Annotated in this window: 12 protein-coding genes and 1 riboswitch; of the genes, 7 read left to right on the top strand and 5 right to left on the bottom strand. The window is 66.9% G+C overall.

Translation table 11 applies throughout. From position 1 onward, the window contains the following. Nucleotides 1-44: 44 nt before the first annotated feature. The 3 genes from OU995_RS01705 to OU995_RS01715 all read left to right on the top strand — a co-directional run bounded on the left by OU995_RS01705 (nt 45) and on the right by OU995_RS01715 (nt 2,951). Nucleotides 45-410 (top strand): glyoxalase superfamily protein, encoded by a 366-nt coding sequence (locus tag OU995_RS01705; protein ID WP_267833617.1) that lies wholly within the window; start codon nt 45-47, stop codon nt 408-410. A gap of 338 nt (nt 411-748) precedes the next feature. Beyond that, complete coding sequence (locus OU995_RS01710) at nt 749-1,807, top strand: glycosyltransferase family 9 protein (RefSeq protein ID WP_267833618.1); 1,059 nt, start codon at nt 749-751, stop codon at nt 1,805-1,807. Between the two features lie 55 nt (nt 1,808-1,862). Further along, a complete protein-coding gene (locus tag OU995_RS01715; protein ID WP_267833619.1) occupies nt 1,863-2,951 on the top strand; it encodes a glycosyltransferase family 9 protein in 1,089 nt (362 codons plus the stop codon). Here the strand turns inward: OU995_RS01715 and gmhB are convergent. The 5 genes from gmhB to OU995_RS01740 form a co-directional block, all read right to left on the bottom strand. After that, on the bottom strand, nt 2,926-3,522 hold the full coding sequence (gene gmhB / locus OU995_RS01720) for a D-glycero-beta-D-manno-heptose 1,7-bisphosphate 7-phosphatase (RefSeq protein WP_267833620.1): 597 nt from the start codon (nt 3,520-3,522) through the stop codon (nt 2,926-2,928). The genes OU995_RS01715 and gmhB overlap by 26 nt on opposite strands. Continuing rightward, entirely contained in the window at nt 3,522-4,028 is a 507-nt protein-coding gene (locus OU995_RS01725; RefSeq protein WP_267833621.1) for an adenylyltransferase/cytidyltransferase family protein, read from the bottom strand. The genes gmhB and OU995_RS01725 overlap by 1 nt, the downstream gene beginning before the upstream one ends. Beyond that, the gene (gene rfaE1, locus OU995_RS01730; protein ID WP_267833622.1) at nt 4,025-4,969 is read right to left on the bottom strand and encodes a D-glycero-beta-D-manno-heptose-7-phosphate kinase; all 945 of its coding nucleotides are present in this window, start codon (nt 4,967-4,969) and stop codon (nt 4,025-4,027) included. The genes OU995_RS01725 and rfaE1 overlap by 4 nt, the downstream gene beginning before the upstream one ends. Further along, nucleotides 4,966-5,535 (bottom strand): D-sedoheptulose-7-phosphate isomerase, encoded by a 570-nt coding sequence (locus OU995_RS01735; protein WP_420714794.1) that lies wholly within the window; start codon nt 5,533-5,535, stop codon nt 4,966-4,968. Before OU995_RS01735 ends, rfaE1 begins: the two co-directional genes overlap by 4 nt. 111 nt (nt 5,536-5,646) lie before the next feature. After that, on the bottom strand, nt 5,647-6,615 hold the full coding sequence (locus tag OU995_RS01740; protein ID WP_267833624.1) for an MBL fold metallo-hydrolase: 969 nt from the start codon (nt 6,613-6,615) through the stop codon (nt 5,647-5,649). Nucleotides 6,616-6,947: 332 nt separating this feature from the next. Beyond that, a riboswitch (cyclic di-GMP riboswitch) is annotated at nt 6,948-7,037 on the top strand. A gap of 60 nt (nt 7,038-7,097) precedes the next feature. Here OU995_RS01740 and OU995_RS01745 point away from each other — a divergent pair. The 4 genes from OU995_RS01745 to OU995_RS01760 all read left to right on the top strand — a co-directional run bounded on the left by OU995_RS01745 (nt 7,098) and on the right by OU995_RS01760 (nt 11,951). Next, nucleotides 7,098-9,755 carry a S53 family peptidase gene (locus OU995_RS01745; protein WP_267833625.1) on the top strand — a complete coding sequence of 886 codons (2,658 nt, stop codon included), beginning with the start codon at nt 7,098-7,100 and terminating at the stop codon, nt 9,753-9,755. A 228-nt stretch (nt 9,756-9,983) separates the two neighbouring features. Continuing rightward, on the top strand, nt 9,984-10,283 hold the full coding sequence (locus tag OU995_RS01750) for a DUF2282 domain-containing protein (RefSeq protein WP_267833626.1): 300 nt from the start codon (nt 9,984-9,986) through the stop codon (nt 10,281-10,283). 16 nt (nt 10,284-10,299) lie between these two features. Further along, on the top strand, nt 10,300-11,181 hold the full coding sequence (locus tag OU995_RS01755) for a DUF692 domain-containing protein (protein WP_267833627.1): 882 nt from the start codon (nt 10,300-10,302) through the stop codon (nt 11,179-11,181). After that, nucleotides 11,178-11,951, top strand: a complete 774-nt coding sequence (locus tag OU995_RS01760; RefSeq protein WP_267833628.1) for a DNA-binding domain-containing protein — start codon at nt 11,178-11,180, stop codon at nt 11,949-11,951. Before OU995_RS01755 ends, OU995_RS01760 begins: the two co-directional genes overlap by 4 nt. Nucleotides 11,952-12,089: the final 138 nt, after the last annotated feature.

The raw sequence follows: 12,089 nt of genomic DNA on the forward strand, positions 1-12,089 counted from the left end.
GCCGCTAGCGCATTGAACACTTCAGCATTCAGGGAGAGAGGGTCATGAGCCTCGGCGCCGTCACACCCATTCTGCGCATCTTTGATGAAGCCAAGGCGCGGGAGTTCTATGTGGACTTCCTGGGCTTCCAGGTCGATTGGGAACATCGCTTCGAACCCACGCTTCCGCTGTACCTCCAGATTTCTCGTGACGGCTGTGTGCTGCACCTGTCCGAACATCACGGTGATGCCTGCCCTGGCGCGGCCGTGCGGATCGACACCACCGACATTGGCACCCTGCATGCTGAGCTGCTGCAGCGGAACTATGGCTATGCCCGTCCGGGCATCGAAGACGCGCCCTGGGGCGCTCGCGAGGTGTCGGTGAAAGACCCTTTTGGCAATCGCCTGACCTTCACCATGGAGTTGCCATAGTGCCTCCGTTCTGCTGAGAGAGACCTTCCGCGGAATCGCGCACCAAGGAAGCAAGAGGCCCAGGGGATACAGCCCAGGGAATACAAGCTGCCCAAGGCCTGACCCTGCAGGAATTGTCCAGACGGAAGCGGTGGCCCCTTTCCTGACGCACGCGCATTTTTTTCCAGCTCGACACATTGAGCCGCACGGGAAGGCCCATTCCACCGGCATTGCCAAGTTTCGTAGCGGGTTTTCAAAGTTTCGGTAAAGCCCGCTCCCGGAGCCTGGCACTGGGCTCATGATGCTGCCGAAATTCGGCGGCCCGCCTTTGCGGCCGCGCCTCACGCCCCACCGCATTCATGAGCCCCACGTCCCCTGCCCCGCTTCGCCCCCGCACCGCCGTCCTGCATCAATGGGTCGGCATGGGGGACCTGGTCTGGCATGTGCCCTATCTGCGGCGCATTGCCGAGACCAGCAGCGAGGGCAAGGTGTCGCTGATCGCCTCTCCCACCACCTTTGCGCGCGACCTCGTCGGCCACGAGCCCTGGCTGCACGAAGTGATCGACTTCGACCGGCATCCGCGCCGTGAGGAAGGCCGACGCGGCCGACATCGGGGGGTGGCCGGCCTGTTCCGCATGGGCCGCGAACTCCGCGCTTATGGCTTTGAACGCATCATCCTGCTCACGCATCACACCAACCGCTCGGTGGTGGCCAATGTGGCGGGCATTCCGCAGCGGCTGGGATATGGAAGCAGCTGGCTGCAACGTCGCCTGCTGAGCCAGGGGCCTTTCATCCGCCCCTATGCCGGCCCCGCCGTGAAGGCCTACAAGGACGTGACCGCCTTCGCCATCGCCCAGGGATGGGCCTCCGAACCCATCGTACCCAGCTTGGTGGTACGACCGGAGGCGCTGGAAACGGCACGTTTGCGGTTGATCGGTCTACCGCGCCCGCTGGTGGCCCTGGCCATTGGCGCCTCCGAGCCCTACAAGCAGTGGGGCGCTGAACGCTTCTCCGCCCTGGCCGCCAGCCTGGCTCATGCCGGATGCGGTGTGGTGCTGCTGGGCGGCCCTGCGGAACGCGCACTGGCGCAGGAAGTGCGGAACACCCTGGACGCTGCGCTGAGGCCGCAGGTGCTCGCCATCACGGACGGCAGCGTGGCGGAGACCGTGGCCACGCTCTCGCTGATGCATGTGTGCGTGGGCAACGATACCGGCGCTGCGAATATTGCCGCCGCAGTCGGCACGCCGACCTGGGTGGTCCTCGGCCCCCGCCCGCCCCTGGAGCACGACCCGCAGACGCTGCGGGGCATCGTGTCGCCACGGCTGGAGGACATCACCGCCGGTGATGTTGTGGCCCGGATGATGAGCGCCTTGCGGCGGGCCCCGGCGGAACTGAAGCGCGAGCCGGCGGTGCTCTGATCCAGGCCCCCAGGCTCCAAGCTCCCCCCTCCATGACGCACGCCCCTGATCCATCGTGACCCGACCCGACGCCGACCTGCGCCCCGTCACCGCCGTCCACATGCGCCACAACGGCATGGGCGACCTGGTGTGGCATGCCGAATATTTCCGGCTGGTGGCGGCCACCAGCCGGGATGGCCAGGTGACGATTGTGGTGCCGCCCTCCACCATGGCGCGAGAACTGCTGGGCCACGAGCCCTGGGTGCGCGAGGTGATCGACTACGACCGGCGCCCCCGCCGCAGCGAAGGCCGTCAAGGCCGCCACAGTGGCCTCACCGGCCCGCTTCGCTTCGGCGCGGTGCTGGCCCCCCTGGGCCTGGAGCGCATGGTGCTCTTCTCCGACCGGCCGATGCGCACGCTGGTGGCCTGCTTTCGCGCCGGCATCCGCACCCGCCTGGGTTACGGCAACACCTGGCTGCAACGCCGCCTGCTGACCCGGTCCCGCTGGATCGAGCTCTACAACGGTCCTGCCGTCGGGCTTTATCACGACGCCAGCCGGTTCGCAATGGCGCAGGGCTGGTGCACCGCGCCCGTGGTGCCTCGGCTGACGGTACGGACCGATGCCGTGCGGCGCATGCGTGCCCGTCTGGCCTCGCTGCCCTGGCCGCTGCACGTCCTGGCCATCGGCGCGTCCGAGGCCTACAAGCAGTGGGGGGCGCGGAACTTCAGCGCCCTGGCCAATCTGCTGGCCACCCGGGGCCATGGCGTGGTGCTGCTGGGGGGGCCGGCCGAAACCGCGCTGGCCCGGGAGATCCTGGCGGGCATGCATCCCGCACTGCGCACGAAGGTGCTCGCCTTGACCGACACAACAGTCTCCGACAGTGCGGCGGTGCTGTCGCTGGCCCAATCCTGCATCGGCAATGACACCGGCATGACCAATATTGCGGCTGCGGTCGGCACCTCGACCTATGTGGTGCTGGGCCCGCGTCCGCCCCTGGAGCATGACCCCGGACGCATGACCCTGCTGCAGGCGCCCGCCTTGAGCGACATTCGCGCCGATCTGGTGGCACAGCGGGTGCTGCGCCTGGAGACCGCCACCCCGGCCGCCAGCACGCCGGTGGCAATGACCGGCAGCGGATTCAATCGTCCCCTGGGGGCGGCCTGACGCCCAACAGCGCCCCCACGGCGGACGCCAGGGACCGATGGCAGGGGGTGTCTCGCAGCGCGTCCGGCAATGCGCCGGGCAATGATTCCGGACGCCCTTCGCCATTCGTCGCCAGCAGGGCGTAGTGGGCCACGCCGGCATTGCGCGCCGCTTCAATGTCAGACACCTTGTCGCCAAACAGCACGGACCGCGTCAGATCAATGTCCAGCGCACGTGCCGCCCGAAGAATCAAACCGGGGCCAGGCTTGCGGCAGTCACAGTCCACCGCATAAGCAGCCACCGAGCCACCAGGCAGATGCGGGCAATATTCGATGGCATCCAGCGTGATGCCCTCGCACAGCAGATGTGCACGCAGTTGGTCCCCCAGCCGCTGCACGTCCGCCTCGGTGTAATAGCCCCGGGCAATGCCGGACTGGTTGGTCACGATGACCAGCGCATATCCGGCGTCCTGCAAGCGCCACAGGGCCGCGACGGCCCCGGGCACGAACTGGAAGTCTTCCCACTTGTGGACATAGCCGTGATCGATGTTGATCACGCCATCGCGGTCCAGGAACGCCGCCGGACGGCCCATCAGTCCGCACCTGACTGACGGATGCGCTGCACCAGCGCGGTGGTGGAATAGCCGGAGACAAAGGGAATCGCCAGCGACGAGCCACCCCAGGACCGCACGAGACGGGTCTCCGCCAGCGTTTCCATGTCGTAGTCACCGCCCTTCACATAAATCTCCGGCCGCACCCGCGACAGCAATTCGCACGGGGTGGGTTCATCGAAGAACAGCACGGCATCCACGGCGCTCAGGCCAGCCAGCACCAGGGCGCGATCCAGGTCGCGGTTCAGCGGACGGTCGGGCCCCTTGCCAAGGCCGCGGGCAGACGCGTCGGAATTCAAGGCCAGGATCAGGCTGGCGCCCTGCTGGCGTGCCGCATGCAGGTAGGCCACATGACCCCGGTGGAGCACATCAAAAACGCCGTTGGTGAACACCCAAGGACGCGGCAGGTGGGCCAGCACCTGCTGGAGCGCGCCCTCTGGCAGGGTGCGGCCATCGATCAGTTTGTCTTCCAGCGCCGGTGCGCTCATGCAGCCAATTCCTCGTAACTCACGGCGGCAGTGCCGAACTTGCCAACCACGATACCACCGGCCTTGTTGGCCAGCCGCATCGCCTCGCCCAGCGGCTGCCCAGCCGCCATCAGGGCGGCCAGGGTGGCAATCACCGTGTCGCCGGCACCGGTCACATCAAACACCTCCCGCGCGCGGGCCGGCTCATGCTGGATGGCCTGCGGCTCGAAGAGGGTCATGCCCTCTTCCGACCGGGTGAGCAGGATCGAAGGAATGCGGATTTCGTTGCGCAGCGCGTCCACCCGGCGCACCAGGTCGGACTCGTCGCGCCACTGTCCAATCACCTGCGCCAGTTCCGCCCGGTTGGGCGTGATCACGGTGGCGCCAGCATAACGACGGAAGTCGTGTCCCTTGGGGTCGACCAGCACCGGCTTGCCGGCTGCGCGCGCCAGGGCAATCATTTGTTCCACCTGGGCCAGCGCGCCCTTGGCGTAGTCCGAGAACAGCACCACGTCATGGTGCTGCACCTGCTCGGCGAACGTCTGCGTCAGGCGGTCCAGCAGAGGCGCGGCGGGTGGCCGCTCCACATCGATGCGCAACAGCTGCTGTGCCCGACCGATGACCCGCAGTTTGACGATGGTGGGCACCGCCTCATCCGATTGCAGCAGGGGGACCACGCCGCTGCGCAACAGCAGGCGGCGCAGGGCATCCGCCGCCGCGTCCTCACCGGTCACCGTCAGCAGCGTGGCCTGGGCACCCAGCGTTTTCACATTCATCGCCACATTCGCGGCGCCGCCGAGGCGGTCTTCCTCCCGCTCCATCCGAACCACCGGAACGGGGGCTTCCGGCGAAATGCGGTCCACCACGCCGTGCCAATAACGGTCCAGCATCACGTCGCCCACCACCAGCACCCGGCAGGCGGCGAGCGCTTCCGGGGCGGGGATCGAGAGCTCCGGTGTCATGCCACACCCAGCTCGATCTCGATCATCCCGCACAGCGTGTGACCGATCAGCAGATGCGCTTCCTGGATGCGTGCGGTGACTTGGCTGGGCACCACGATGGCGGTGTCGCAGACCTCGCGCAGGCGGCCGCCGTCCCGGCCCAGCAGGCCCACGGTGAACACACCCAACTCACGCGCGGCTTGCACCGCCTTGAGTACGTTGGCGGAATTGCCGGACGTGGAGATGGCCAGCAAGGCATCACCCGGCCGCCCCAGCGCCACCACCTGGCGCGCAAAGACGTCGTCAAAGCTGTAGTCGTTGCCGATGCAGGTGAGCGCGGAGCTGTCGGTGCTCAGGGCGAGGCCGGCCAAGGGGCGGCGGTCCTTCATGAAGCGGCCGGTGAGTTCGGCCGCGAGATGCTGGCTGTCCGCCGCAGATCCCCCATTGCCGCAGAACATCAGCTTGCCACCATGGCGAAGCCGTTCGCCCAGGGCCTTGCCCGCCGCCGTGAGCACACCGTCGAGCGCGGGCAGTTCGGCCATCAAGGCCTGATGGCTCGTTAGATTGGAAAGAAAGAGTGAAGTCATGGCACGCAAAACAGTCGCCGAGATCATGCGTCGGCGACCGCTAAGCGTGCGTCAGGCGGCTTCAAAGAAAGGTAAAGAGACTTGGGCGCACTGACAAGAAGTGAATGGGTGTCACCGCGTCGGGGCCGCCTCGAAATTCACGGGCACCCATTCAAACCCGCCGGAGGTCTCACGCACATGGCCCAGGCCGGGGAAGGACACATGGGCGGCGGCAAGCAGCCACCGCCCGCGCGCCGCCGCCCGCAGTTCGGTGACACGCGACTGGCGCGCGGCAGTGCCGTCACTGTCGTACTTCACCGTCACTTCGGGGTGTGGCAGTTGAAGGGCCGCCACATGGATCAGGTCGCCCATCACCACCAGCGTCTGGCCACCACTGGTGAAGCTGTAGCTGAGGTGGCCGGGGGTGTGGCCCGGCGATGTGATGGCGGCAATGTCGTCGCCGATCGGGCCGGCGCCTTCGATGGGCCGCAGTCGCCCCGCAGCCTTGTACGGGGCCAAGGCCTCCACCGCCGCATCGAAGAACGACGCCAGGAAGTCCGGGGCTCTGGCCTTGGCGGTGGTCGAACTCCAGTAGTCCAGATCGGCCTTTGACGCACGAATCACGGCATTGGGAAAGAGCGCGCGTCCGGAGGCGGTGATGCCGCCGACATGATCCTTGTGCAGATGGGTCAGCAGCACCACGTCCACCTGCTCCGGTGAATAACCGGCCGCGCGGATCTGCTGCAGCACCTGACCGCAACAGTCCCCATACAGCGCCCCGGCGCCTGCATCCACCAGCACCAGCTGCTGGCCGGTATGGATCAGGAAGGCATTGATGGAACCGGCCGGCGGGCGGCCCAGGAACTCGTGATCCAGGGCCTTGCCAATCTCCGTGTCGGTGGTGCCCACCATGACGGTGTCGACCGGGAAGGGATGGGTACCGTCGGACAGTGCCGTCACATCGAGTTGCCCAAGCTTGAAGCGGTAGATGCCGGGGGGAGGCACCTTTGACACATCGGCCGTGGCCTGCACGGCGCTGCAGAACAGCAGCCCCGACAGACAGGCGGCCAGGACAGGACGGAAGGAGAACGTGCGGCGCATCGTGAGTCTTTGCCAAGTGAGGGGTGGAGGCGCCATCGTGGAGCGCATCAGGCCGATCCTTCACCCCCAATGGAAAGAGTCGGAGCTCCCGCGTTTGCGAGGCCCTTCGTTTGTCATCCCCACCCCAGACAGCTCATGACAATCTCGCCGCCGCCTCCACGAACCTGAAGCGAAGCTGACGGCATCGGTGCAATCCCATGCACTCATGCATGAGGTCACACAAGCGATGGAATGGGCACGCCACCCGGTTCAGACGGAGGACAGCGGCCTTGCTTTCGGGAGGCACTCGTGGAAACAATTCGTTAACGCTTTGGCAAAGGTTCGATTCCGCCAGGCGCCAAGGGCAAACCAGTCGAAAGGCTGGGGCGCAAAGCTTCCGGCCTACCGCATGCAATCCATGCCACGGCAGCGGGGCCGCCGAAGGGTCTGCCGTTGCAGGCCGGTGGGTGGCTGCGCGGCCCTGGCGCACTCCTTGACCCGCCATGACGCCACGTACGCCTCGGTCTCTTCGCCGCCCCGCCGCCCTGGTGGCCGCCAGCGCCCTCTTCTGCCTGACCCTCGCCTTGACCGCCTGTGGCGGCGGCGGTTCCGACACGGCGTCTGCCACCCCAGCGGCTGCAGCCGCATCCGACGCTGGCAGCGCCGCAAGCCTGGCAGCGCAAGTGCAGTTGCAGCCCACCTACCACCTGTCTCCGGTGCTGCCAGGCGACCCGAGCGATGTGGACCGCAACGGCAGTTCGGCCAGTGCCTACATGCAGCCGCGTTCGGTGGACATTCCGGCATCGCGTCAGGGCATCAACACCCGCGCGCTGACATTCCAGGAACTGGAAGACGGCAACGCACGAGCGCGCGCCCTGGGCGCTGGCTCCACGACAACGACTCCGCAGGCTGCCGCTGCCACCAGCGTCACCTACACGCCGGCGCAGATTCGCGCGGCTTACGGACTGCCGCCGGTCCCCACCAGCCTGACCGGGCTGACCGCCCTGCAAGCCGCGCAGCTGGGTGCGGGGCAGACCGTCTATGTGGTTGATGCCTTCCACGACACGTATGCCTTCAACGAACTGGCCGCGTTCAGCAGCCAGTTCGGCCTGCCGGCCTGCACGAAGAAGACGCTGGCCACCACCGCCGCCCTGCCGCTGGCGGCTCCCAGCACCACGCAGCCCGGTTGCGAGTTCTATCAGGTCGCCAGCACCTCCAGCGGCACGGTGGCGGCCACCTTCCCGCGCTACGACGCCCAGTGGGCCACCGAGATCGCCCTCGATGTGCAGTGGGTGCATGCGATTGCACCACTGGCCCGCATCGTGCTGGTGGAAGCCTCGGACGCCAGCATGGCAGCGATGAATGGCGCCATCCAACTGGCCAACCGCATGGGCCCAGGGGTGATGTCGATGAGCTTCGGCGCGCCGGAAGGCAGCTACGTCAGCAGCCTGGACGCTCTCTTCAAGACCCCCGGCATGAGCTACTTTGCCGCCACCGGCGACAACGGCACGGCGGTGAACTGGCCGGCGGCTTCGCCCAACGTCGTGGCGGTGGGCGGTACCAGCCTGCGCTACAGCGGTACCGGCAGCCGCACCGAAACCGCCTGGTCGCTGGCCGGCGGCGGCATCAGCGCCTATGTGGCCTTGCCGAGCTATCAGAACGCAACCCTGCTGCGCACCACCGGCATCACGCGCCGCTCCGTGGCCGATGTGTCGATGAATGCCGATCCGACGACCGGCCATTACGTGGCGATCATTCCCAATCAATCGACCTGCACCTTCTGCCAGGTGAGCTGGGTGACGACCGGCGGCACCAGCCTCTCCACCCCGCTATGGGCCGGCTTGACGGCCGTGGCCAATGCACTGCGTGCGCAGGCGGGCAAGGGCCCCATCGGCGCAGCGCATGCCACGCTGTACCAGGCCATGGCCAACACCACCACCTACACGAGCGCCTTCCTGGACGTGGTGCAGGGCGCCAATGGCAGTTGCAGCACCTGTGCGGCCAAGGCCGGCTATGACGGCCCCACCGGACTGGGGACGCCCAACGGGCTCGCGATGCTGAGCCTGCTGACCAACAGTGCCGGAGCCACGTCGACGCCCACGGCGCCGGTCGCCCCCACCGTGGCGTCCGCCACCGTCAACGGTGCGTACGGTCAGGCCATCAGCTTCACACCGTCGGTGTCCAGCGCCAATGCGTTCACCCTCTCGCTGACCGGTGCTCCGGCCGGCATGGTGTTGTCGGGCACGCTGGTCAACTGGCCCAGCCCGGTCACGGGTACCTTCAAGGTGAACGTCGTTGCCAGGGATGCGAAGACCGGCCTCACCGGGACGGGTGTGTACACCGTGGTCGTGACACCGCCGCCGCCGCCCATCGTCGGCAACGGCAGCCTGACCGCCACCGTCGGCAAGGCCCTGAGCTTTGCGGTAGGCGCGGCAGACCGCTACCCCGTCAAGCTCAGCCTGGTGGGCGCGCCGGCCGGCATGACCCTGACCACCACCACCGGCTCCAATGTCGGCACCGTCAATTGGCCCAAGCCCTTGGCGGGCATCTTCCGTTTCGGTGTGCGGGCCGACTCCACCCGGACGGGACTGTGGACCCAGGGCACCTACACGGTAGTGGTGAACCCAGTGGCGGCACCGCAGGTCGCCACCGGCCAGCTCGCCGCACGCACCGGATCGGCTTGGAGTGCTTCGGTCCATGTGGTGGCAGCCAACCCGTACACGCTCAGCCTGACGGGCGCACCCGCCGGATTGACCATCAATGGTGCCGGCCTTCTCTCCTGGGCCTCGCCAGTGGCCGGCACCTATGCCATCACTGTGCAGGCGCGCGACACCAAAACCGGCGTGGTCGGCAGTGGTGTGATCAACCTGGTGGTGGGCAGCGGCACCGGCCCTGCCGTGTTCAGCACCGTGATGACCGGTGTGGTGGGAAAACCGCTGAACGGCACGATCCTGATCACCGATGCCACGGCGAGCCTGATGGGTGTCGGCTTCAGCGCCAATCAGGCCGGCATCAAGTTCACCACGGCCCTGGGCATGGGCACCACCACGGTCAGTTGGCCGACACCGGTGACCGGCAACTACACCATCCTGGTGTCGGTGACGGATTCGGTGGGCAAGAGCACGGTGGCGTCCATCCCGGTGGTGATCAACGCCAAGTGATGGAACTGCATCCGGAGAAGGGCAGCGCCGGAAGGCGCTGCCTGGAGGGTGTGATGCAGGGTCACCGGTGAACCGTTGGCATCCGGCGACGCACAGACGCTGGAACCCGCGGACGCGACCTGCGCGCATGCACCGCCCATGGGGCCGTGCGGCCGCAGCGAGCCCTGCTACAAGCGGGCCTGCGGCTTCACACATTCACGTCCTCTCTCCTCTGCATGGAGTTCACTGATGAACCGTTCTGTCACGCCCCTGTCTGCAGCGGCGCTCGCGCTGGCTTTGACCACGGCCTTCGCCACCCTGCCGGCCGCAGCGCAATCCAAAGACAAAGAGAAGTGTTTCGGTGTCGCCCTCAAAGGCAAGAATGATTGCGCCGCTGGTGCGGGCACCACCTGCGCAGGCACCTCCCAAACGGACCATCAGGCGGATGCCTGGTCCTACGTGCCCAAGGGCACCTGCGAAAAAACGGTCTCCAGGACCTCCCCCACCGGCTTCGGCCAGTTGATGGCATTCAAGGCCGAGAAGCGCTGAGCGCCGGGGCCGCCAGATGCATGCCACACCTTCCCGGCTCCCGGCCCGATCGGGCATCGGGCTCAAGCCGCAGCATGTCCACCAGGTGCTGGACACACGGCCTGACATCGGCTTCTTCGAGGTCCATGCCGAGAACTACATGGTGCCAGGCGGCCCCTTTCATCACGGCCTGAGCCGCATTCGTGAGCACTATCCCCTGTCGTTGCACGGTGTGGGGCTCAATCTGGGTGGGCTGGATGCATTGGATGAGCTCCACCTGAACCGACTGGCCGAGCTGTTGAAGCGTTATGAGCCTGCCGCGTTTTCCGAACACCTGGCATGGACCCACCACGGCGGGGTGTACTTCAATGACCTGCTGCCGCTGCCCTACCACCCGGCGGCCCTCGACCGGGTGTGTGATCGCATCGATCAAGCGCAGGAACGGCTGGGGCGACGCCTTTTGCTGGAAAACCCGTCCACGTATCTGGCGTCGTCCGCATCCACGATGAGTGAAGCCCAGTTTCTCACCGAGGTTCTCCGGCGCACCGGTTGCGGCCTGCTGCTGGACATAAGCAATGCCTATGTCTCCTGCGTCAACCATGGGTGGGATGTGACCCGCTACCTCAACGATCTGCCCCTGACGGCGGTGGGAGAAGTGCACCTCGCGGGATTCTCCCGAAGTGAGGACGCTAGCGGTGCGCCGCTGTTGATCGACAACCATGGCAGCCCGGTGGACGCCGCAGTGTGGCGCTTGTTCAGCGATGTGGTGGCGCGCATCGGTAGCGTCCCCACCCTGCTGGAACGGGACCATCACATTCCAAGCTTTGATGCCCTGTATGCCGAGGCGAAGTTTGCGGAACGGCTGCTGCGTGGCAGCAGCCACGAAGCGGTGGTGCCGCAAGAACAGGTGGCGTCATGAACCTCGACGAAGAAGCATGGCACGGCCCTTTGGCGCGCGCCCTGCTGGACCCTCGTGAGGCAGGGCCCGCGTCGCTGCACACCTCAAACGGGTCCGCTGTCTCCACCCGGTTGGCGGTCTACCGGAACAATGTGATGGCCAGCCTGATCAACGGGCTGGCGGAGACGTTTCCCGTGGTGCAGGCGTTGGTGGGCGAGGCCTTTTTTCGAACCCTGGCCGCGCGTTTTGTGCGCGCCGCCCCCCCGCGCTCACCGGTGCTCTGCGAGTACGGCGCAGGCTTTGCGGACTTTGTGGCGAGCTTCGAGCCCGCCGCGTCCGTGCCCTATCTACGGGATGTGGCGCGCCTGGAATGGCTGCGCGTGCGGGCGTATCACGCGGCGGACGCCTCGCCGGTGGCGCGGTCGGTGTTCCAGAACGCTGCGGCGCTGGGGGACGCCTTGAATGGGGTCACCGTGCGGCTTCACCCTTCTGTCCATGGGTTCGAAGCCCCCTGGGCGGCAGTCTCCATCTGGGCCGCCCATCAAGGCAGCGGCATGCTGGAGCAGGTGGCGGTCGAGTTGCCGGAATACGCGCTGGTGCTGCGCGCCCCTCTGGAGGTGCTGGTGCTGCCGACTTCGGAAGCAACGGTGCGGTTTGTCCAGGCACTCCAGGCCATGGAACCCTTGGGGGCTGCGGCAGCGGCTGCACAGGCTCATGACCCCGACTTCGCGCTGAGCGCCGTGCTGGCGCAGCTGCTGGCCTGGGGGGCCATCCACGATCTCGTCACCTGATGCCAGTGGCCGCGTCGCGCGGCAAACGGTTCAGCAGTTGCCGGCCACGGAAGGGGCCTCTCGCAGCCGATCTGGTGGTGCCCTGGACAGTCGCAGGGACGATGGCCGCCAGCCTTCCCGCCCCCTCTCTTCTGGGCG

The sequence above is a fragment of the Roseateles sp. SL47 genome (assembly GCF_026625885.1).
Classification (GTDB): Bacteria; Pseudomonadota; Gammaproteobacteria; order Burkholderiales; family Burkholderiaceae_C; genus Roseateles.

What these genes read in the sequence shown, in the direction of transcription:
- OU995_RS01745 (WP_267833625.1), top strand. Translation starts at nt 7,098, where the DNA reads ATGACGCCACGTACGCCTCGGTCTCTTCGCCGCCCCGCCGCCCTGGTG.
- OU995_RS01725 (WP_267833621.1), bottom strand. Translation starts at nt 4,028, where the DNA reads ATGAGCGCACCGGCGCTGGAAGACAAACTGATCGATGGCCGCACCCTG.
- OU995_RS01735 (WP_420714794.1), bottom strand. Translation starts at nt 5,535, where the DNA reads ATGACTTCACTCTTTCTTTCCAATCTAACGAGCCATCAGGCCTTGATG.
- OU995_RS01750 (WP_267833626.1), top strand. Translation starts at nt 9,984, where the DNA reads ATGAACCGTTCTGTCACGCCCCTGTCTGCAGCGGCGCTCGCGCTGGCT.
- OU995_RS01760 (WP_267833628.1), top strand. Translation starts at nt 11,178, where the DNA reads ATGAACCTCGACGAAGAAGCATGGCACGGCCCTTTGGCGCGCGCCCTG.
- OU995_RS01755 (WP_267833627.1), top strand. Translation starts at nt 10,300, where the DNA reads ATGCATGCCACACCTTCCCGGCTCCCGGCCCGATCGGGCATCGGGCTC.
- OU995_RS01705 (WP_267833617.1), top strand. Translation starts at nt 45, where the DNA reads ATGAGCCTCGGCGCCGTCACACCCATTCTGCGCATCTTTGATGAAGCC.
- gmhB (WP_267833620.1), bottom strand. Translation starts at nt 3,522, where the DNA reads ATGGGCCGTCCGGCGGCGTTCCTGGACCGCGATGGCGTGATCAACATC.
- OU995_RS01740 (WP_267833624.1), bottom strand. Translation starts at nt 6,615, where the DNA reads ATGCGCCGCACGTTCTCCTTCCGTCCTGTCCTGGCCGCCTGTCTGTCG.
- rfaE1 (WP_267833622.1), bottom strand. Translation starts at nt 4,969, where the DNA reads ATGACACCGGAGCTCTCGATCCCCGCCCCGGAAGCGCTCGCCGCCTGC.
- OU995_RS01710 (WP_267833618.1), top strand. Translation starts at nt 749, where the DNA reads ATGAGCCCCACGTCCCCTGCCCCGCTTCGCCCCCGCACCGCCGTCCTG.